Below are 20,168 nucleotides of genomic sequence, written 5' to 3'. Positions count from 1 at the left end.
CTTCTCCACCCCCCGATGGACGACGATCAGCGAGCTCCGGCCGGCGCGGGCCGCAACTGCTCGGCGAGCAGCTCCGCCGACCGGAACCAGCGTGGCCGGTCGAGTAGCGGGAACGCCACGATCAGTTCGTCGGCATCGGCCAGCGTGGCGAACTCCTCCAGCCGCCGCACGACGACGTCGGGCGTACCGGACGCCGTGCACCGGGTTGCCGCACGGACCTGCCTGCCCTGGGTCGTGTCGAGGGCGGCCCGGGCCTCGTCGTCGGTGAGAGGACGGCCCTTGCGCGTGAGGGACCGCTTGACGCGATCGATCAGGACGGCGTCGGCGAGCTCCGCCGCCTCCTCGGCGGTGTCGGCGGCGATCACGTTCACGGCCGCCAGCACGTGGGGGGTGGCGAGCTGGGCGGATGGCCGGAACTCGCGCCGGTAGACCGCCACCGCCTGCTCCAGCGCGTCCGGGGCGAAGTGCGACGCGAAGGCGTAGGGCAGCCCGAGGGCCGCAGCCACCTTCGCCCCGTACGGCGATGACCCGAGGATGGTGAGCGGCACGTTCGTGCCCTTGCCCGGGTAGGCCTCGACGCCCGGCACAGCGCTCTCGTCCGAGAGGAACGCGCGTAGCTCCACGACGTCCTGGGGGAACCGGTCCGCGGCGGACTCGTCGCGCCGCAGTGCCGCGATCGTGCGGGGGTCGCCACCCGGCGCGCGGCCGAGGCCGAGCTCGATGCGTCCCGGGAAGAGCGTGGCGAGGGTGCCGAACTGCTCTGCGATCACGAGCGGTGAGTGGTTGGGCAGCATGACGCCGCCTGCTCCCAGGGTGATCCGCTCAGTGTGGGCCGCGACGTGCCCGACCACCACGCTCGTGGCGGACGAGGCGATCGAGGGGACCGCGTGGTGCTCGGCGTACCAGATCCGCCGGAAACCCCACCGCTCCGCACGCTGCGCGAGCGTGACGCTCGCATCGAGGCCTTCGCGAATGCTCTCGCCGTGAGCGACCGATGCGAGGTCGGCGATGGAGAGCGGAATCAGCAGGGACACGGCGACGGCCTTCCGTCCGGAGTGCTGGGAATCCGAGCAGTGAATTCGAGCAGCATACCCACGCCGCCGCGTTCGCACGATGGTCGCGGTTGCCGCGTATGCGCGTGAGCATCGCATGTTCGGCGGCGTCACCGGGCGGGGTGCAGATGATGTCCAATCGGCGTGATTCCGTTCCGGGGAAGTACGGGTATCTGCCTCAAGTTCTGCCGGTGCAGCGCGCTGTGGGTAGGTCGTTCTGCGCATCTATGCAGGTCAGAGGCATGCCAGGGATGTGCCGTTGGCCGGTGGAGCGCCTACAGCGGATGTTGGCCCGCTCCGGCCTACCGTCGTCACAAAGGTTCCCCCGGGTCGGCGGAGCAGTGCTTCCCGAGCTTCCCGGCGTATGCCCGAACGTGCATCCGGCTCAGAGGTGAATCACATGGACGTGCGCTACCGACGGTTCGGCGCGAACAACCTGAGTCACAACCAGAATGCGGCGGAGGATGTGCGGTCCGGCAGTCATCGGAAAGTGATGGACAGCGCGATGGCGGAGCCTCGTCGTTCTGCGAACGGCGACCGGACCCCCTCGGTGGTCGCCCGGTAGCGACAGGAGGGGCCTGCCGCCCGCTTCCGGCAGGAGCGGCCGGCTCGCGGGCGGTGACGGCCCCGTGCGGTCGTCGGACCGGCCGGTCCGCCGCCTCGCCCGGCCCTGGCTCCACGAGAGCCCGGGTGCCGGTCGCGGTTGGTTGCGGACCTGACCGACAGGCGCGTGGCGCAACAACGGACCTCGCCGATGGCTTCGCTCGGCGTGGGACGGCGTCACGGTAGGGCCCGATCGCCAGAAGGTGATCGGTCGGGAGAGGGCGGAGACCCCGCCGGCGAGGAGGAACAGGTGAAGGAATCGATCGAGGACACGATCCAGGGCTGGCGGTCGCCGCCGTCCTACGTCGATGCCCAGGAGTCCGCCGGCGGGCCCGCCGGCGCCGTCGAGCTGACCGAGGACGAGCTCCACTGGGTCGCGGGCGGGACCATCATCGTGTTCCTCTGCATCCGCCCCGGGCCCATCTACACGATCGGGTGCACGTCGAGCAACCCGAGCGACTGCGAGGCGTGAGCAGCGCTCCCGGTTGAGAAGTGACCGGTGGGGCGCCCCGAGCACGGGGCGCCCCGCCGGCACCGCAACGAGATCCACCCCGGACGACGCGGAGGTTCCGATCCAGTGTCCAGCCCAGTTTCCGCTCTGAGCGTGCGTGACCGGCTGCGCCACCGCACGCGGTGGGCCGTGGACCCGGCCAGGGCCGACCAGCAGTGGCGACGGTGGCACGCCGCTCCGTGGTTCCGGGAGGGTCTTTCCGAGTGGCTGGCCGTGCGCGAGATCCCGGAGGCGGCCTTCCGCGAGGCGTTGGGAGCGGTCGCACCCGGACTCGGCGCCACCGTGGGGAGACCGGAGCACCGCCGTGCCCTGCACGACGACGATCCCGATGACACTCCGACGTGGTTCCTCAAGCCCATCGCGCGTGCGCACGTGCACGACCTGCTCGCGGCCGGCGCCCGGGATTGGCGGTCGGCGCCGTGGTGGCCGGGCTCGGAGGTCGACCGCCTCGAGAGCGAGCTGACCCGCGAGCTCGCCGAGCGGCTCCGCCGCATCGCGATCCGCTGCCTCGTCACGGAGGTGAACGCCCGGCGCCTGCGCGAGGACTTCACCTCCGCCGAGCCGCGGTCGCGGGCCCGGGAGTTCGCGGCCGACCTGGCTACGACAGACCGCTTCGACGACCTGCTCGCCGACTACCCCGTGCTGGACGCGCTGTGGCGCCACGAGGCGCGCCGCTGGAGCCGGGAGATCCGCACCCTGTTCGCCAGGCTGGACCACGACCACCCCGCGCTGGCCACCGTCACGGGTTCGGCAGCCGTCGGGCGCCTCCTGTCGATCACCGGACCGCTCGGTGATCCGCATCGCGGCGGGCAGAGCGTGCGCTCCCTGCGCTTCTCCGACGGGTCCGCGGTCGTCTACAAGCCGCGCCCGCTCACCGGCGAGCAGTGGTACTCGGCGCTCGCCGCCGCCCTCGACCGGATCGAGGGGAGCCCCGGCATCCGCGCGCCTCGGGTGCTGGCCCGCGACGGATGGGGATGGCAGGAGCGCATCGAGCCGTCGGCGGTGGGCGACGCATCCGAGCTCGCCACGTTCTACCGCCGCACGGGCTGGATCATCGCCGTCGCCCACGTCTTCTCGATGATCGACCTGCACGCCGAGAACCTCGTCGCGGCCGGGGCGCACCCGGTCCTCGTCGACCTCGAGACGACCGCCCATCCGGTGCTCACCACCCCCGCCCTCGACGGGACCGCGGAGGCCGACGAGACGAACGCCGAGCACTCGGTCCTGCTCAGCATGCTCCTACCGACGCCGCAGTGGACCGACGGCCTCGACCTGTCCGCCATCAGCGGCGGCGCAGCCGGCACGATCACGACCACCTCCGTCATCGGGCTCGACACCGATGCGCCTCGGCTCGCGGCTCGGTCGGCGCCACTGCCGGCGTGGGACAACCGCCCGCGGACCGCTGAGGGCACCACGGTGGACCCGGTCGACCACCTCGACGAGGTCCTGGCCGGGTTCCGCGACGCCTACCGGGGAATCCTGCGCAGGAAGGACGAGCTCCTCGCGGCCGACGGCGCCCTGCTCGGGCAGCTGCGGGCCGGGCCCCTGCGCTACATCGTCCGTCCGACGCGCGTCTACGCGCAGGCCCTCGAGCAGTCCACGCACCCCGGCCTGATGACGGATGCGGCGGAGCGGGAGCTGTACCTGTCACACCTGTGGGGCAGACGGCACTCCGGGCCGCATCGCCGGTTGGTCAGCAGCGAGGTCGAGGACCTCCTCGACCTCGACATCCCGGTGTTCTCCTTCCGCCTGGACGACCGCTCGCTCACCGACTCGCGAGGCCGCGTCCACGCCGACTTCTTCCCGAGAACGCCGTCGGAGATGCTCGAGTCGCACATCGCGGCCTTGTCCGAGCAGGACCTGCGCGCTCAGGAGTGGGCCGTCGAGGCAGCACTGCGCACCGCGGGAAGCCGTCCCCGGCCCACCCGTCCGGCATCGCCCGGCGGACGTCCACCGGCCGGATCGGCGACGGCACCGCCGACGGAGCGCATCGTCGAGTCCGCCCTCGGCTGGCTGCACGAGCACCAGATCCGCACCAGCCGCGGTCCGATCTGGTTCGGCATGCGCAACAGCGGGGAGCTGCGGGTCCCCGACCTGGTGGGCGAGACGCTCTACGACGGCCGGATCGGCATCGCGCTCTTCCTCGCGGCCGCCGCTCGGTACACCGGGGACCGCCGGGCGCGCGCGGACGCCGGATCGATCGCGGGTGCCGTCGTGGACGCCCTCGCGGCGACCGACGAGGAAGGCTTGCGGCGGGTTCCCCCCAGCGCGTGGGAGGGCCTCAGCGGCATCGCGTGGGGCCTGGTGGCCACGCTCGACCTGCTGGAGACCGAGCCACCGCGGGAGGTCCTCGCCCGGTGCGCGAGGGTCCTCGCCGCACCGGCCAAGCCCGACGAGTTCTTCGACGTCATCAGCGGCTCGGCCGGGATCGCGCTGTGCGCGACCGCCCTCGCCGAACGCGGGTACCGCGAGTTCGAGGAGGTCGCGGGGCTCGCGGGCCGCCGGCTGCTCTTCGGCATGCGGGCCGATGGGAACGGCGTCTCGTGGCCGGTCGGGAAGCATCCGGAGCTCGGCATGACGGGCTTCGCGCACGGCAACGCGGGCGTCGCCGCGGCGCTGGGCAGGTTGCACGCGTACTTCGGGGACGACGCCTACCGGCAGGCGGCCGCGCGAGCGATCGCCTGGGAGGACGACCACTTCGACGTCGCACTCGGTGGCTGGCACGACCTGCGCCACGGCGTCGTCGGACCGCCCGAGATGGTGGCGTGGTGCCACGGCGCCCCCGGCATCGTGCTCGGGCACGCCATCGCGACCGGGGCGATCGGCCATGCGCATCGTCAGCTGCTGCTCGACACCGTGACCGGATGCGAGACGAGCCACGTCGGGCTGTGCCACGGTGGCCTGGGCAACATCGAGAGCCTCACGGTGGCCGCGGCCGACGACCCCGCCGTGCGGAACCACGCGCTGGCGTGCCTGGACGTCGTCGCCGAGCGGATCCTCGACCAAGGGGCAGGCGGAGACGAGCACAGCAGGATGCCGACGCCCGCGCTGATGACGGGGGTCGCCGGGCTCGGCTACGGGATCCTGCGGATCCAGCACGGACGTGATCTGCCCTCGCCGCTCGTCATGGAGCTCTGCCGGCGGTGAACAACGGACAGCTCTTCCGCATCGAGGCCCAGCAGCACTACGCGGACTCGGGAACCGCGGACTCCGCGCCTCACGTCCTGACGCCGTCCACCCCGCGGCTGACGGCGACGATCTCCGCACTGGCGGCCCTCACGGCCGGCGTGCTGGCGTTCGTGCCCGCACCTGCGCACCGGTTCGTCGACGCCGTCTACGACCCCGGCAACCGATCGCTCTCGACCTGCCTCCCGTTCGCGGAGCCGGCCGAGGTGACGGACGTCCGGGTCGTGCTCGGCGCGGCGGACCCGGACCTCCGTCTCGACCCTCGCTCGGGCGTCCCCGCTCCTGCTCCCGGAGCCTGCGCGTCCGGTCGGGTCGACGGCCCCCACACCCGCTGGGAGCGGGTCACGCTGCCCGACCGGCTGCCACCCGGCGGTGTGCGGGTCCGGGTCGAGGCGTCCTGGCCGCTCTGGTGCGTGGTGGTCGCGCCGTGCGCATGATCCCGTCACCGTGGTGGCCGAGGGGCCGCGTGCCGGTGGTCCTGCAGGAAGGCGCCCTGGACTGCGGCGTGGCGTGCCTCACCATGCTCGCGTGCGCCCTCGGCCTGCCGACGAGCCTGCGGCAGGCGTCGGAGCTCGTCGACGTCGGTCGCGACGGCGGCACCGCGGAGGCGATCATCGGCGCGGGCCGCGGGCTCGGCCTGGACATGCGGGCCTTCCGGGTGGCGGACAGGCTCCCGACCGCCTTCGAGCTGCCGGTCATGGTCCACTGGCGCTTCTCGCACTGGCTCGTGGTGGAACGCATCGTCGGCTCGGTGGTCCACGTCGTGGATCCCGCGATCGGGCGCAGGCGGATCGACGCGAGCGAGTTCGGCCGCGGGTTCACCGGCGTCGTGCTGGCCCCTCGCCGGCTGCCGGACTTCCAGGCACTGCCCGAGCAACGCCGGCCGTGGCCGGAGTACATCCGGGCGCTGGGGCGGATCCCCGGGATGCGGGCGTGCCTCCTGCGGATCCTGCTGGCCGGGATCGCGATCCAGGTGATCACGCTGATCGGCCCGCTGCTCACCAAGGTGGTCGTCGACCAGGTCCTCCCAGGCGGTTCACATCGGCTCCTGTGGGCGATCGGCGCGCTCCTGCTCCTGCTCGCCGGGCTGTTCGCCGCGGTCCAGCTGCTGCGCAACCGGGTGCTGGTCGCGCTGCGCACCCGGGTCGACGTGGCGGTGATGGGCGGGTTCTTCCGGCACGTCCTCGGGCTCCCCTACCCGTCGCTGCAGCGGCGGAGCAGCGGCGACCTCCTGATGCGCATGACGAGCAACACGGTGATCAGGGAGATCCTCGGAACCCAGACGATGGGGATGCTCCTCGACGGGATGACCGCCGTCACCGTCGGCGCCGTGCTGCTCCTCGTGTCGCCCGCATTCGCCGCTGTGGCCCTGCTGGTCGCACTGGCACACGCCGTGGTCGTCCTGCCGCTCATGCGCCCGATGAGGGAACGCATCCGCGACGAGCTGTCCTCCGCCGCGGCGTCGGAGGCGTTCCTCGTCGAGGCGCTGCGGGGCATGGCCGCCCTCAAGGCGAACGGCGCGGAGGAGGCGGCCCTGGTGCGCTGGGAGAACCTGTTCTCCCGCTCGATGCGCGACGCCACCCGCCGCGGCCTGCTCGGCGGGGTCACGACCGCGACGAGCGCGACCGCTGCGCTCTTCGGACCGGTCCTCGCGCTGTGGCTGGGCGCGTGGATGGTGCTCGACGGCTTCCTCGGTCTCGGCACGATGCTCGCCCTCGTCTCCCTGACCGGGCTGTTCCTGCTCCCGATCGCGCGCGTGCTCGGAGCGGCGCAGCAGCTCCAGCTCGTCGCGGGCCAGATGAGGCGGGTGATGGAGCTGCTCGTCGAACGGCAGGAGCGGGACGAGGCGCTGCCCGACCACCCCGGGGGCGCCGGCCACCTGCAGCTCCGCGGTGCGGGTGTCCGGTACGACCGGTACGGGCCGTGGGTGCTGCGCGACGTCGACCTCAGCATCGCCCCCGGGCAGAAGGTGGCCATCGTCGGACGGACGGGATCTGGCAAGAGCACGCTGCTGAACCTGATCACGGGCTTGCAGCCTCCGTCGGAGGGGCGGGTGCTGCTCGACGGGATCGACCTCGCCGGTGTCTCGCTGACCTCGGTCCGGAAGCGGTTCGGCGTGGTCCTGCAGGACGCCTTCCTCTTCAACGGGACCGTCCGCGCGAACATCGCGCTCGACGACCCCGACCTGCCGCTCGACGACGTCGGGCGCGCCGCCCACCTGGCGCGGCTGGACGAGGACATCGCCGGCTGGCCGATGGGCTTCGAGACGATCGTCGGGGAGAACGGTTCCGCGCTGTCCGGCGGACAGCGCCAACGGGTCGTCCTGGCACGCGCCGTCGCCCGCCGCCCGGCCTGCCTCATCCTCGACGAAGCGACGTCCCACCTCGATGCCGTGACGGAGCGGGCCGTGCAGGACACCCTGCGACAGCTGGACTGCGCGGTCGTCATGGTCGCTCACCGGCTGAGCACCGTGCGCGATGCCGACAAGATCGTCGTTCTGGAACAGGGGCGGGTGGTCGAGACGGGCACCCACGAGGAGCTGCTGGCCGCGAGCGGCACGTACGCCCGCCTGGTGGAGAACCAGATGCTCAGTGGTCAGGAGACGGCACCCGCCTGATCGGCGGGCCCGGATCCGCCACTCGCGGAGTGGGCTCGTCGGGGGAGATCAGGCGCTCTCGCGTTCCTCGCGGGACCGGAAGGTCCGGCGGTAGGCGCTCGGCGGGACACCGAGGGCACCGCGCAGGTGGAGCCGCAGCGAGGAGGCGCTACCGATGCCGACCCGGGCCGCCACCTGGTCGATCGGCAGGTCGGTCGTCTCGAGCAGCCGGCGCGCCAGCTCGATCCGCTGCTGGGTGAGCCAGCGGTTGGGGCTCAGCCCGACCTCGTCGCGGAAGCGGCGGGTGAACGTGCGCCTGCTCATCGACGCCCGGCGCGCGAGGTCGGCGAGGCTCAGCGGGTGGTCGAGGTGTTCGAGGGCCCACATCCGGGTGGCGACCGTCGACGTCGCCGGCTCGACCGGCACGGGGTGGTCGATGAACTGCGCCTGGCCGCCGTCACGGTAGGGCGGGACGACGCAGGAGCGCGCCGCGCGGCTGGCGACCTCCGCGCCGTGGTCGGCGCGGATGATGTGCAGGCACAGGTCGATGCCGGACGCGGCGCCCGCCGAGGTGAGGATCGCGCCCTCGTCGACGTAGAGGACGTCCGGGTCGAGCCGGACCGAAGGGTGGTTGCGGCGGAACTCGACCGCGTGCTTCCAGTGCGTGGTGGCGCGGCGCCCGTCGAGCAGGCCGGCCGCGGCGAGTACGTCGATGCCGGTGCAGATCGAGGCGATCCGCGCTCCGCTGCCGATCTCGCCGAGCGCGGCGGCGGCCGCGGCGAGCGCGCGTTCGTCGCCGGAAGCGGGATCGACGGGCGCGACGATCACGGTGTCGGCGTTTCTGAGCGCGTCCGGCCCGTGCCGGACGACCACGGTGAAGTCCTCGGCGGTCGGCACGGGGCCGCCGTCCATCGAGCAGGTGACGACCTCGTAGAGCGGCTTCCCGGCGGAATCGGTGGCGGCCCGGAAGAGCCGGCCGGGGATGCTGAGCTCGAACGGGAGCACGGCGGGGAGCGCGAGGACGGCGACGCGGTGCGGGGCTGCGCGGTGCGGGACTGCGGCCTTCATGGCCCGATCTTCGCGCATTGTGGCGTCCGGGCCACTCGAACCCGGCTTCGAGTGCAGGCACGGTGATCGCCATGACATCCGAGAGGCGCTCCGCCGAGATCGGCATCGGCTTCTTCCTCAGCGGCGCTCCGGCCGCCGTCGACCTCATCGATCGGGCCGAGCGCGCCGGTGTGGGCACGGCGTGGATGGTGATGCACCCGCTCGGGTGGGACACGCCGATCGTCGCTGCGGCCGCGCTCGCCCGGACCGCACGGATCAAGGTGGGGACCTCGATCGTCCCCGCGTTCACCCGGCACCCGCTCAACCTCGCCGCCCAGGCCATCACGCTCGACGAGCTGGCGCCGGGCCGGTTCCGGCTCGGTGTGGGTACGGGGAACCTCGCGGCCACGGCGAACGAGCTGGGGACGCCGATCGCCCGGCCGGCTGCCCGCGTGCGGGAGTACGTCGAGATCGTCCGGACGGCGATCGGCACCGGCGAGGCGCGACGCGCGGGCGAGTTCTACACCGTGGACGCGGAGCTGCCCCACCCGGCGCAGATCGACGTGTCCCTCGCGGCGCTCGGCCCGCGGATGTTCGAGGCCGCAGGCGCGGTGGCCGACGCCGCGATGACCTGGAACGTGCCGCTCGCCCACGTGGACGCGGTTGCCCGTCCGGCGGTCGCCCGCGGTGCCGCCACCGCGTCCCGTCCGGCGCCGCCGGTCATCACGCACGTGAACGTCATCGCCGGGTGCGACCGGGCGGAGTTCCTCGCCGCCGGCCGGGATGCCCTGCGTCCGTTCGCCGAGAACGCGCAGTACGCCGCGATGTTTGCGGCGGCGGGCCTGCCCGCGGGCGAGGACCGCGAGCCGTCGCCGGAGCTGATCGACGCGCTCGTCGTGGGGGGCGACGAGGCGGCGGTGACCGACCGTCTCGGCGAGCTCACGGAGACGCAGGACGAACTGCTCGTCACCCTCCCGTGGCCGGCCGGCGTGCGGCGGGACCAGGAGGACCTGCTGCTGCGCGTGCTCGGCGCCGTCGGCCGCTCCTTCGGCTGAGCGGTCCGGCCGTCACAGGTAGCGCCCGACGACGTCCTTGATGGTCCCGTCGACGACGAGGTAGTCGTAGGTGAACCGCTCCCGGCCGCCGCTCGACGTCGTGAACTCGTACTCGACGACGACGCGGTCGTCGTTCCCGGGGGTGACCGCGACCGTCCGGTAGGTGCCGCCGACCCGCAACACCTCCGGCACGAGGAACCGGCTCATGATCGCCTCGCGGTCGGGGTAGATGCGCCCGACGCTGTCGAACCGCGCGTCGGGGGCGAAGGCGGCGCGGACACCGGCTTCGTCGCCGGCGTTGAGCGCCGTGGTGAGGCGGTCGGCGGCAGCGAGCGCGCCGCGATGGGCCTCGCCCAGCTCGGGCCCGACCGCGGGGGACGGCGCCGCCGCCTGCGGTGCCGGTCCTGCGGTCGGCGGTCCGGCGCTCGTGGTCGTGCCGCACCCGGCGAGCGCGATGAGCGCTGCGGCGCCGACCGCTGTTATGAGTCTGCCGTGCATCGTCTGCCTCCTCGTGGTCGAGTCCCGGGGCCGACGATCACGCGCACACCACCGGGATGTCCAAGACCTGTGGTGAGAGCCGATGGCTATCGAACGGGAGACGTGCCGGGTGCTCAGACGTTGGCCGGCAGCGCCCGTCCCGCCTCCCTCGCGGTGTCGACGCAGGCGCGCACGAACCCCACGACCGGCTCCGCGGTGCTCGCCCGCGGCCACACGACCCCGACCTGGCTGCCGCTCACGCCCTCGACGGGGCGGTAGGCGATGTCCGGGCGCTGGTAGTAGCGGGCCGTCGCCGACGGGGTGAAGGCGACGCCCAGACCCGTGGCGATGGCGATGAGCCACTCGTCGGGCCGCTTGGCCACCGCGCCGATCCGCACCGGGTGCCCGTCGCGGGCGTCCACGGCGAGGCAGTAGTCGCGCCACAGGCCCGACTCCTCCGGCGGCGCCACGAACGGCTCGTCGAGCAGCTGGTCGAGGCGGATCACGTCGGCGCCGGCCAGCGGGTGCGTGCTCGCGAGCGCCAGGCAGCGCGGCTCCTCCAGCAGGACGTGCACGCCGAACGTGTCGTCCAGCGGCACCGGCAACCGCAGCAGCGCCACGTCGACGGCCCCGCCTGCGAGGCCCGCGGTGGGGTCCTGCCAGTCGGTCTGGCTCATCTCCACCCGCCAGCCGGGGTGACGTTCGCCGAAGCGACGCAGGATGAGCGGGGTCATCTCGTTGGCCGCGCTCGCCGCGAACCCGACGCGCAGGACCTGGCTCTCGCTCGCTGCGACGTCGCGCACGGACGCGAGCGCGGCCGTCCACGCGGCGAGGAGCTCCCGCGCCTCGCGCAGCAGCAGCTCGCCCGCGCCGGTGAGCTCGACGTGCCGGCTGGAGCGGCGGAACAGCTGCACCCGCATCCCGCGCTCCAGCTGGCGGATCTGCTTGGACAGCGACGGCTGGGCGATGTGCAGGTCCTCGGCGGCGCGGCTGAAGCTCAGCCGCTCTGCGACCGCGACGAAGTACCGCAGCTGGCGCAGGTCGGCATCCATGCCCGCAGGCTATCGCCACGGGTCTTGGACTCCGAGGCTCCGACCAGCGCAATCTTCCTCCCGACGGCACGGCAACGGAGCGCGGTGCCCACAGGAGGCGAAGCGATGAAGGCAAGGATGCGGGTGTCTCTCGCGGCCGTCGGTGCCGCGGCCGCCCTGCTCGCCGGCTGCGGCGGCGGCGCGGGTGGCGGCGAGTCGGCAGCGGACCCCGCCGAGTCCGCGGCGTACCTCGCGTCGATCGAGGGCGAGCTGCAGCAGCTGATCACCCCGCCGACGGCCGGTTGGCCCGGGCCGCAGGAGGCGCCCCGGCCGACCCCCGGCCGCACGGTGTCGATCATCTCGTCGAGCCAGGCGTCGGACGGCACCTCGCTCGCGGTGGCGCAGGCGGTGGAGGCGGCGCAGGCGCTGGGCTGGAACGCGCAGGTGTGCGACGGCCGCGGCGACCCGGCGGTCTACGACCAGTGCGTGCGCAGCGCCGTCGCCTCGGGCGTCGACGGGATCATGGCGGTCTCGGTGCCGCCCGCGCTGATCCGGCCGGCCCTGCAGCTGGCCCGCGACCAGGGCATCCCGTTCGTCAGCGAGTCCGACACGAGCACCGCCGACCCGCTGGTCTCGGCGGTCGCGCCGCTGCCGTGGGCCGCGCAGGGTGCCGCGATCGCGAAGTGGATCGCCCGCGACAGCGGCGGCACGGCGAAGGTCTTCGTGATCCGCAACGACGAGTTCGCGGGCGTGAAGGAGCGCTCCGACGCGCTGGTGGCGGAGCTGGCGAAGTGCCCGGGCTGCGAGATCCTCGACGAGCAGCAGATCGTCTACACCGAGGCGCTCTCGCCGCGGATCGGGCAGATCATCAAGGCGGCGAGCGACCGCTTCGGGCCGCAGCTGCAGTACGTCGTGTCGCCCTACGGCGCCACCGAGTCGTTCACCGTGCCGGCGCTGCGCGCGCTGGGCCGCGACGACGTCAAGCTCGCCGATTTCGAGAGCCAGGAGCAGCAGACCCGCAACTGCCGCAGCGGCGACGTGGACGTGCTCGGCGCCTCGCTGGTGAGCTGGCACGCCTGGGCGGGGGTCGACCAGCTGCTGCGCGTGGTGGAGGGCGCTCCGCCGGTGGACCCGGGCTACGTGCCGCACTTCCTCGCCACCCCTCAGAGCTGCCCGGAGACCGGCACCGTCGAGGACCTCGTGCAGCTGGACTTCCGCACCCACTACCAGCGCATCTGGAGCGGCCAGGCCGCCGGCGCGAGCGGGTCCTGATGGGGCGCTTCGCCGGGCGGGTCGCGCTGGTCACGGGCGCGGCTCGCGGCCTGGGACGTGAGATCGCGGCGGCCTTCGCCCGCGAGGGCGCCGCGGTGGTGGCCGCGGACCTGACCGCCGACGGGGATCCGGCCGCCGGGGTCGTGCCGGTGGCCTGCGACGTCACCGACGCCGACCAGGTCGCCGCCGCGATGGCGCTGGCCACGGAGCGGTTCGGGCCGGTCGACGTGCTGGTCAACAACGCCGGGATCTCGACGGTCTCGCCGGTGGCGCAGCTGTCCGAGCGCGACTTCGACCGGGTCGTCGACGTGAACCTCAAGGGCGCGTTCCTGTGCAGCCGGGCGTTCGCCGCCCAGGCCGGTGCCCGCGGCTCGATCGTCACCGTCGCGTCCCAGGCCGGGAAGCGCGGCGTGGCCAACATCGCCCCGTACTGCGCGGCGAAGGCCGCGCAGATCGGGTTCACCCGGGCGCTCGCCCTCGAGCTGGCCCCCGCGGTCCGGGTGAACGCGGTCTGCCCCGGGATCGTCGAGACCGAGCTCGTGACCGAGCAGGTCCGGTCGCAGGCGGACGCCCGCGGCCGCAGCGCCGACGAGGTCCGCGACGGCTGGCTGGCGGAGGTGCCGCTGGGGCGGTTCCAGCCCGCGTCCGCGGTCGCCGCCGCCGTGCTGTTCCTCGCCTCCGACGAGGCGGGCGAGATCACCGGCGAGGCGCTCAACGTCTCCGGCGGGATGGTGATGCACTGATGGGCGCGCTCGTCAGGGCGGTCGGCGTCGTGAAGGACTTCGGCGCGACCCGCGCCCTCGCCGGTCTCGACCTCACCCTCGAACCGGGCGAGATCCACGCGCTCGTCGGGCGCAACGGCGCCGGCAAGTCGACGTTCATCAAGATCCTCTCCGGGCTGCACGATCCGGACTCGGGCGTGGTCGAGGTGGGTGGTGAACCCCTCGCCCGCGCCCGCCACCAGCTGGCGTTCATCCACCAGGACCTCGGCCTCGTCGAGTCGATGAGCGTGGCCGACAACTTCGGCCTGGTCGCCGGGTTCGGCAGCCGGGTGGTCGTCCCCGACCGCCGGCTGCAGCGCGAGACCGCAGCCAGCCTCGCCGCCCTCGGGGTCGCGATCGACCCGCGCACCCCGGTCTCGGCGCTCCCGGTGAGCGACCGGACGCTCGTCGCGGTGGCGCGGGCGCTGCACCTCGACGCCCGCGCCGTCGTCCTCGACGAGCCGACGGCCAGCCTGCCCGCCGCCGACGTCGAGCGGCTCCTCGCCGCGCTGCGCCGGCTGCGCGACCGCGGCGTCGGGGTGCTCTACGTCAGCCACCGGCTCGCGGAGGTGCGGGCGCTCGCCGACCGGATCACCGTGCTGCGCGGCGGGGTCGCGGCGCTCACCGTGCGGCCCGAGGAGACCTCGGAGGCTCAGCTCGCGGCCAGCATCATGGGCGCGGCCGTGGTGCGGGCGCAGCGGGAGCGCCGGGCCCCGCGGCCCGAGGTGGCGCTGCGGGTGCGCGGGCTGGTCGCCGAGGGCGCGGGTCCGCTGGACCTGGAGGTTCGCGCCGGCGAGGTGCTCGGCTGCGCCGGACTGCGCGGTGCCGGGCAGGGGGCGCTCGGGCGGGCGCTCTACGGGCTGTGCGACTGGCGCGGGACGGCGGAGGTCGGCGGCGCGCACTACCGGGCGGCGTCCCCGGCCGACGCGCTCGCCGCAGGCGTCGCCTGGGTGGGCGGCGACCGCGGGCAGTCGGTCGCGCGCCCGCTCAGCGTCGCCGAGAACCTGCTGCTCAACCCCCGGCACACCGCGCAGCGCGGCTGGCGCGTCTCCCCGCGGCGCGAGCGCGCGAGCGCCGGGCGGCTGATCCGCCGCTACCGCATCGCCGCACCCGGCCCGGACGGGCTGGTGTCCACGCTGTCGGGCGGCAACGCCCAGAAGGTCGTGCTGGCCCGCGCCCTGGAGGCCGGGCCGCGGGTGCTGCTGCTGGAGGAACCCACGGCAGGCGTCGACGTCGGCGCCCGGGCGGAGTTCTACCGGCTCATCAACGACGCCTGCGCGGCGGGTCTCGCCGTCGTGCTCGCGTCCTCGGACGAGGAGGAGGTCTGCGAGATGTCGGATCGGGTGCTGGTGTTCGGCCGCGGCACGGTCCGCGAGGAGCTCGCCGGCGCGCAGGTGACCGTCGAGCGGGTCGCGGCGGCCGCGATGGGCGGGACGGCGGCATGAACGCGCCCGCCGAGGCGGCGCTCGCCGAGCCGGCGCCGGTGCTCGAGGAGCCGGTGAGCCGCCACGGCGGCCTGGGTGACTTCGTGGCGCGCTACGCGCTGCTGGGCGTGTTCGTGCTGGTCGTCGTGGTGTTCTCGGTGCTGCGCCCGGAGACCTACCCGACGTGGCTCAACGTCACCTCGATCCTGGGCAACCAGGCGATCACGCTGCTGCTGGCACTGGCGGTGCTGGTGCCGCTGCTCGTCGGGGAGTTCGACCTGTCGGTCGCGGCGATCTTCGGGTTCTGCCAGCTGCTCGTGGTCGGGCTGCTCGTGCACTCCGGGTTCGGGGTGGTGGCGGCGGTGCTGGTCGCGATCGCCGCCGGGTGCCTGATCGGCGTGCTCAACGGCGTGCTGATCACCCGGTTCGGGGTCAGCTCGTTCATCGCCACGCTCGGCACGCAGACCCTGCTCGGCGGCGCCGCGCTCGCCTACTCCGGCGGGCAGGTCATCCAGGGTGACCTGCCACCCGTGTTCCTCTCGGCCGGGCAGGCCGACGTCGGCGGGGTCTCGCTGGTCACGCTCTACGCGCTCGGCGTCGCGGCGGTGCTGTGGTTCGTGCTGGCCCGCACCACGCTCGGCCGACGCCTGGTCGCCACCGGCGGCAACCGCGAGGCGGCCCGGCTGTCGGGGGTGCGCACGTCCCGCGCGATCCTCACCGCGTTCGTGATCTGCGGCTGCCTCGCCGCCGCCACCGGGGTCGCGATCGCGGCTCAGCTCGGCAGCGGCCAGCCGCTGGTCGGGCCCTCGTACCTGCTGCCCGCCTACGCGGGCGCGTTCCTCGGCGCCACCACCGTCACCCCGGGCCGGTTCAACGTCTGGGGCACCGTGATCGCGGTGTACGTGCTCGCGGCAGGCGTCACCGGCCTGCAGCAGCTCGGGGTGGAGTCGTGGGTCGAGTACGTCTTCAACGGAACGGCGCTGCTGCTGTCGGTGATCCTCTCCGGCTACGCCGCGCGGATCCGCACAGCCATCAGCTCGAGGAGGAAGGACTGACATGAGCGGACCCCACACCGGATCGCTGCCGCCACCGGCGCGGATCGTGCAGATCGGAGTGGTCGTGCGCGACATGCGCGCGGCGATGGAGGAGTACCACCGCACGCTGGGCTGGGGACCGTGGTCGGTCTTCGTGCTCGACGGCGAGCGCCACCACCACACCCACCTGCACGGCGAGCCGAGCGACTACGCGATGCAGATCGCGGTCACGACCGTGGACGGCATCGACTACGAGCTGATCGAGCCGCTGCGCGGACCGAGCATCTACGAGGAGTTCCTGGAGAAGCACGGCGAGGGCGTGCACCACGTCCTGTGCACCTCGCCGGACGGCACCGAGGCCCTGAACCAGCGCCTGGTCGGCGCGGGCATGGCCGTCTCGATGGGCGGCAGCGTCGGGAAGAACCTGTCCTACCAGTACCTCGAGGCGCCTGGCGTGCTCGGCGGCGTGGTGATCGAGACCTATGCGGGCGACGTCGAGCCGCCCACCTACGTCTGGCCCGAGGAGGGGACCGATGGGTCTGTTCGGTAGCACCGGCCGCTTCCGCGGGTTCTTCGGCACCCCGCTCACGCCCTTCGACGACGACCTGCAGGTCGACCGGGACGCGTACGTGAAGCACGTCCGCTTCATGGTCGACGCCGGGATCTCGGCGCTGTGCTGGCCGATGCACCTCGCGGAGTCGCTCAACCTGTCCGTGGACGAGCGCACCGAGCTCGCCAAGCTGACGGTCGACGCCGCGGGCGGCGACGTGCCGGTGACCATCCACACCAGCGCTCCTGGCACCGACCACGTGATCGAGCTGTCCCGGCACGCCCAGAGCGTCGGCGCCGACGGCGTCGTCGTCACCACGCCCTACCACTGGCGCTCCACGCCCGACGCGCTGGAGGCGCACTTCACCGCGGTGGGGCAGGCGATCGACATCGACCTGCTGACCTACAGCTACCCGGACGCCATGCAGGTCGAGGTGGACGCCGCGCTCGCCGCCCGCCTGATCGAGCTGCTGCCCAACTACCGGGGCACCAAGGACGCGAGCTACGACATGCAGAGCTTCACCGAGCTCTGCCGCGTCACCTCCGCGCTCCGGCCGGACTTCTCGGTGTTCACGGGCATCGAGTACCTGCTGCCGAACATGGCCGTCGGTGGCGCGGGCTCGTTCTCGGCGACGGGCATGATCGCGCCGCGGCTGCTGCGCTCCCTCTACGACGCCGTGTCCACGGGCGACTTCGCGGCCGCGCTGCCGCTGCAGCACCGCATCTCCGAGCTGTGGTTCCTGCTGCAGCCCGGCTACCCGGCCACGATCAAGGCGGCCATGGAGATCATGGGCCGCCCGGTCGGACGGACCCGGCTGCCGATCCTCCCGCTCGACGCGGAGGCGACCGAGCGGCTGCGGGTGCGCCTGGGCGAGTGCGGCGTCTTCGACGAGGAGCCCTACGGCTGGGACGCCACGGCCGCGCCCGACCCGGAGCGGGCGGCCGCCCGTGGATAGCGGGCGGGTGGCGGCCTTCACCGGGCCGGGGCGCCCGATGCAGCTGCTGGAGTACCCGGTTCCCGAGCCCGAGCCCGGCGCCGTGGTGGTGCGCACGCTCGTGGCCAACGTCTGCGGCACCGACCTGCACCAGTGGCGCGGCGAGTTCGACGTGACGGCGTTCGGGCGGCCCTACCCGCAGGTGCTGGGGCACGAGATGACGGGCGTGGTCTTCGCGCTGGGCGACGGCGTCGACCGCGACAGCGGGGGCGCCCCGCTGGCGGTCGGGGACCGGGTGGTGTTCCGCTACTTCACCCCGTGCGGGCACTGCCGCGCCTGCCTGAAGGGCGTCACCCGGGCCTGCCCGGAGGCGCGCGGCTACCTGCGGGCGCCGTGCACCGACCCGCCGCACTTCAACGGCGCGTTCGGCGACTACTACTACGTCCGCCCGGGCACGTCGCTGTTCCGGGTGCCCGACAACCTGCCCGACGCCGTCGTCGCCGGGGTCAACTGCGCGCTCAGCCAGGTGGTCGGCGGCTTCGCGGAGACCGGGCTGCAGGCCGGCGAGCACGTCGTCATCCAGGGGGCAGGCGGCCTCGGCCTGTTCGCCACCGCGGTGGCGCGCGAGCTGGGCGCCGGGCAGGTGATCGTGGTCGACGCGCACGAGGAACGCCTGGAGCTCGCCCAGCGCTTCGGCGCGGACCGCACGATCAGCCTCACCGAGCTGCCGGAGGCCGCGGCGCGCACCGCGCTGGTGCGCGAGCTGACCGACGGCTGGGGCGGCGACGTCGTCGTCGACGTGGCCGGGCACCCGTCCGCCTTCGTCGAAGGGATCGCCATGCTCGGTCGCACCGGCCGCTACCTGGAGATCGGCAACCTGCACCCGGGCACCACGGTGCCGGTGGACGTCAGCGAGCTGGTGTTCCGCAACGCCACCGTGCACGCGAACTTCTACTACGAGCCCGTCCACCTCGAACGGGCGCTCGGGCTGCTCTCGCGCACCCGCGACGACTACCCGTGGGACGAGGTCACGAGCGCGCCGTTCCCGCTCGCCGAGATCGACGAGGCCTTCCGCGCCGCCGACCGGGGCGACGTCGCACGCGTGGCGGTCGTGCCGTGACCGCCCTCGACCTCCCGGCACCCCCGACCGCGCCGGTCCGCAACTTCGTGGACGGCCGGTTCGTCGAACCCGACGCCGCGGCCTGGCAGCACGTCGACCCGGCGACCGGGCGCGCCGACTTCACGGTGCCGATCGCGTCGGCCGCGGACGTCGACCGGGCGGTGCGCGCGGCCCGGCGGGCGTTCGACGAGGGGCCGTGGCCGCACCTGCCGCCGCGGGAGCGCAAGCTCGCCCTGCGCCCCCTCGCGGACCTGCTGCGCGCCCACGCCGACGAGCTGCACCACCTGCAGACCCGTGACAACGGCATCCCGATCACGTTCGGCAGCTCCTACCGGATGTCGGCGCGCATGGCCGCCGACATCGTCGAGTACCACGTCGGCTGGATCGACAAGCTCGGCGGCGCGGCACCGCCCCCGTTCAGCGCGGACACCCCCACCCAGGCGCTCGTGCTCAAGGAGCCGATCGGGGTGGTCGGCGCGATCACCCCGTTCAACGGGCCGGTGCTGCAGTTCGCGCAGAAGGTGGCGCCCGCGCTGGCGGCCGGCTGCACGGTCGTGGTCAAGCCGTCGGAGTTCGCGTCCGGGGTGGCGCACCGCTACGCCGAGCTGATCGCCGAGCTGGACCTGCCGCCGGGGGTGTTCAACCTCGTCACCGGCCTCGGCGACACCGGCGCGGCGCTCGCGGGGCACCCGGGACTCGACAAGATCACCTTCACCGGGCGCCGCGAGGTGGGGGAGCGGGTCGTGGCCGGCGCCGGCACCCGCAGCGTGGCGCTGGAGCTGGGCGGCAAGAGCCCGAGCATCGTGTTCGACGACGTCCCCGACCTGGACGCGGCCGCCCGCACCGCGATGAGCCTCGTGTCGATGGGCCTGTCGGGCCAGGTGTGCTCGACCCAGACCCGCTCGCTCGTGCAGCGCGGGGTGTACGAGGCGTTCCTGGAGTCCGCGCGCGCCCAGACCGCGGACGTCCGCTACGGCGACCCGTTCGACCCGGCCACCACGTCGGCGCCGATCGTCACCCCGGCCGCGGCGCAGCGCGTGCTGCGGCTCGTGGACGGCGCCGTGGCCGACGGGGGCCGGCTCCTCACCGGCGGCGGACCGGCGACCCCGCCGGGTGCCGCCGCTGGCGGCAACTGGGTGGAACCGACCCTGATCGCCGACGTCGACCCGCGGATGCCGATCGCCGACGAGGAGGTCTTCGGCCCGGTGCTCGCGGTGATCCCGTTCGACGACGAGGACGAGGCGGTGCGCCTGGCCAACGGCTCCGCCTACGGCCTGTCCGCGGGCGTCTACACGGGCGACGTGGGGCGGGCGCTGCGCGTCGGACGCCGCCTGCGCACCGGCACCGTCGGCATCAACGGCCCGTTCGTGTTCACCCCCGGCACCCCGTTCGGCGGCTACAAGGCCTCGGGTGTGGGCCGGGAGGGCGGCCGCGAGGGCATCGAGGAGTTCCTCGAGACCAAGACCATCACCGTGCGCCTCGACTGACGCACGCCACCACGAGCAGGAGCATCCC

At 73.7% G+C, this 20,168-nt stretch carries 18 protein-coding genes; 14 read left to right on the top strand and 4 right to left on the bottom strand.

Features of this window, described 5'->3' with window-relative positions; all coding sequences use genetic code 11:
* Positions 1 to 26: 26 nt before the first annotated feature.
* Positions 27 to 1,028, bottom strand: a complete 1,002-nt coding sequence (locus tag FB388_RS19140) for an LLM class flavin-dependent oxidoreductase (RefSeq protein WP_142106118.1) — start codon at positions 1,026 to 1,028, stop codon at positions 27 to 29.
* A gap of 424 nt (positions 1,029 to 1,452) precedes the next feature.
* Between FB388_RS19140 and FB388_RS39475 the strand changes: the two genes are divergently transcribed.
* From FB388_RS39475 to FB388_RS19120, 5 genes are all read left to right on the top strand, one after another.
* Positions 1,453 to 1,617, top strand: a complete 165-nt coding sequence (locus FB388_RS39475; protein ID WP_170225731.1) for a hypothetical protein — start codon at positions 1,453 to 1,455, stop codon at positions 1,615 to 1,617.
* A gap of 288 nt (positions 1,618 to 1,905) precedes the next feature.
* A complete protein-coding gene (locus FB388_RS19135) occupies positions 1,906 to 2,127 on the top strand; it encodes a hypothetical protein (RefSeq protein WP_142103573.1) in 222 nt (73 codons plus the stop codon).
* 132 nt (positions 2,128 to 2,259) lie between these two features.
* Positions 2,260 to 5,313, top strand: a complete 3,054-nt coding sequence (locus tag FB388_RS19130) for a type 2 lanthipeptide synthetase LanM family protein (protein ID WP_170225730.1) — start codon at positions 2,260 to 2,262, stop codon at positions 5,311 to 5,313.
* Entirely contained in the window at positions 5,310 to 5,789 is a 480-nt protein-coding gene (locus FB388_RS19125) for a hypothetical protein (protein WP_142103571.1), read from the top strand. The genes FB388_RS19130 and FB388_RS19125 overlap by 4 nt, the downstream gene beginning before the upstream one ends.
* 29 nt (positions 5,790 to 5,818) lie before the next feature.
* Positions 5,819 to 7,969 (top strand): peptidase domain-containing ABC transporter, encoded by a 2,151-nt coding sequence (locus tag FB388_RS19120; RefSeq protein WP_211362104.1) that lies wholly within the window; start codon positions 5,819 to 5,821, stop codon positions 7,967 to 7,969.
* Positions 7,970 to 8,017: 48 nt separating this feature from the next.
* Here the strand turns inward: FB388_RS19120 and FB388_RS19115 are convergent, their stop codons facing one another.
* Entirely contained in the window at positions 8,018 to 9,016 is a 999-nt protein-coding gene (locus tag FB388_RS19115; protein WP_142103569.1) for a GlxA family transcriptional regulator, read from the bottom strand.
* A gap of 71 nt (positions 9,017 to 9,087) precedes the next feature.
* On the opposite strand from FB388_RS19115, the gene FB388_RS19110 reads away from it, so the two are divergent.
* Positions 9,088 to 10,050, top strand: coding sequence for an LLM class flavin-dependent oxidoreductase (locus FB388_RS19110; protein WP_142103568.1), 963 nt, complete (start codon positions 9,088 to 9,090; stop codon positions 10,048 to 10,050).
* Positions 10,051 to 10,062: 12 nt separating this feature from the next.
* Here FB388_RS19110 and FB388_RS19105 read toward each other — a convergent pair whose 3' ends face one another.
* Positions 10,063 to 10,548, bottom strand: a complete 486-nt coding sequence (locus tag FB388_RS19105; protein ID WP_142103567.1) for a nuclear transport factor 2 family protein — start codon at positions 10,546 to 10,548, stop codon at positions 10,063 to 10,065.
* A 113-nt stretch (positions 10,549 to 10,661) separates the two neighbouring features.
* The gene (locus tag FB388_RS19100) at positions 10,662 to 11,579 is read right to left on the bottom strand and encodes a LysR family transcriptional regulator (RefSeq protein ID WP_142103566.1); all 918 of its coding nucleotides are present in this window, start codon (positions 11,577 to 11,579) and stop codon (positions 10,662 to 10,664) included.
* A gap of 123 nt (positions 11,580 to 11,702) precedes the next feature.
* Between FB388_RS19100 and FB388_RS19095 the strand changes: the two genes are divergently transcribed.
* The 8 genes from FB388_RS19095 to FB388_RS19060 are packed head-to-tail and all read left to right on the top strand — an operon-like array spanning position 11,703 to position 20,140.
* The gene (locus FB388_RS19095) at positions 11,703 to 12,830 is read left to right on the top strand and encodes a sugar ABC transporter substrate-binding protein (RefSeq protein ID WP_211362103.1); all 1,128 of its coding nucleotides are present in this window, start codon (positions 11,703 to 11,705) and stop codon (positions 12,828 to 12,830) included.
* Positions 12,830 to 13,573 (top strand): SDR family NAD(P)-dependent oxidoreductase, encoded by a 744-nt coding sequence (locus FB388_RS19090; protein WP_142103564.1) that lies wholly within the window; start codon positions 12,830 to 12,832, stop codon positions 13,571 to 13,573. The genes FB388_RS19095 and FB388_RS19090 overlap by 1 nt, the downstream gene beginning before the upstream one ends.
* Positions 13,573 to 15,036 carry a sugar ABC transporter ATP-binding protein gene (locus FB388_RS19085; protein WP_142103563.1) on the top strand — a complete coding sequence of 488 codons (1,464 nt, stop codon included), beginning with the start codon at positions 13,573 to 13,575 and terminating at the stop codon, positions 15,034 to 15,036. Before FB388_RS19090 ends, FB388_RS19085 begins: the two co-directional genes overlap by 1 nt.
* Positions 15,033 to 16,070, top strand: coding sequence for an ABC transporter permease (locus tag FB388_RS19080; RefSeq protein ID WP_142103562.1), 1,038 nt, complete (start codon positions 15,033 to 15,035; stop codon positions 16,068 to 16,070). Before FB388_RS19085 ends, FB388_RS19080 begins: the two co-directional genes overlap by 4 nt.
* 1 nt (position 16,071) lies before the next feature.
* A complete protein-coding gene (locus tag FB388_RS19075) occupies positions 16,072 to 16,599 on the top strand; it encodes a VOC family protein (protein ID WP_142103561.1) in 528 nt (175 codons plus the stop codon).
* Positions 16,583 to 17,554, top strand: coding sequence for a dihydrodipicolinate synthase family protein (locus tag FB388_RS19070; protein WP_170225728.1), 972 nt, complete (start codon positions 16,583 to 16,585; stop codon positions 17,552 to 17,554). The genes FB388_RS19075 and FB388_RS19070 overlap by 17 nt, the downstream gene beginning before the upstream one ends.
* A gap of 7 nt (positions 17,555 to 17,561) precedes the next feature.
* A complete protein-coding gene (locus FB388_RS19065) occupies positions 17,562 to 18,653 on the top strand; it encodes a zinc-binding dehydrogenase (protein WP_211362102.1) in 1,092 nt (363 codons plus the stop codon).
* The gene (locus FB388_RS19060; RefSeq protein WP_142103559.1) at positions 18,650 to 20,140 is read left to right on the top strand and encodes an aldehyde dehydrogenase family protein; all 1,491 of its coding nucleotides are present in this window, start codon (positions 18,650 to 18,652) and stop codon (positions 20,138 to 20,140) included. Before FB388_RS19065 ends, FB388_RS19060 begins: the two co-directional genes overlap by 4 nt.
* Positions 20,141 to 20,168: the final 28 nt, after the last annotated feature.

The sequence above is a fragment of the Pseudonocardia cypriaca genome (genome assembly GCF_006717045.1).
Taxonomy (GTDB): domain Bacteria; phylum Actinomycetota; class Actinomycetes; order Mycobacteriales; family Pseudonocardiaceae; genus Pseudonocardia; species Pseudonocardia cypriaca.
Note: the sequence above shows the minus strand (reverse complement) of the source record. Positions and strands in the feature narration are given on the sequence as shown.

Excerpts from the sequence above, each read along its gene's own strand:
- FB388_RS39475 (WP_170225731.1), top strand. The coding sequence starts at position 1,453 with ATGGACGTGCGCTACCGACGGTTCGGCGCGAACAACCTGAGTCACAAC.
- FB388_RS19115 (WP_142103569.1), bottom strand. The coding sequence starts at position 9,016 with ATGAAGGCCGCAGTCCCGCACCGCGCAGCCCCGCACCGCGTCGCCGTC.
- FB388_RS19110 (WP_142103568.1), top strand. The coding sequence starts at position 9,088 with ATGACATCCGAGAGGCGCTCCGCCGAGATCGGCATCGGCTTCTTCCTC.
- FB388_RS19105 (WP_142103567.1), bottom strand. The coding sequence starts at position 10,548 with ATGCACGGCAGACTCATAACAGCGGTCGGCGCCGCAGCGCTCATCGCG.
- FB388_RS19100 (WP_142103566.1), bottom strand. The coding sequence starts at position 11,579 with ATGGATGCCGACCTGCGCCAGCTGCGGTACTTCGTCGCGGTCGCAGAG.
- FB388_RS19090 (WP_142103564.1), top strand. The coding sequence starts at position 12,830 with ATGGGGCGCTTCGCCGGGCGGGTCGCGCTGGTCACGGGCGCGGCTCGC.
- FB388_RS19085 (WP_142103563.1), top strand. The coding sequence starts at position 13,573 with ATGGGCGCGCTCGTCAGGGCGGTCGGCGTCGTGAAGGACTTCGGCGCG.
- FB388_RS19080 (WP_142103562.1), top strand. The coding sequence starts at position 15,033 with ATGAACGCGCCCGCCGAGGCGGCGCTCGCCGAGCCGGCGCCGGTGCTC.
- FB388_RS19075 (WP_142103561.1), top strand. The coding sequence starts at position 16,072 with ATGAGCGGACCCCACACCGGATCGCTGCCGCCACCGGCGCGGATCGTG.
- FB388_RS19070 (WP_170225728.1), top strand. The coding sequence starts at position 16,583 with ATGGGTCTGTTCGGTAGCACCGGCCGCTTCCGCGGGTTCTTCGGCACC.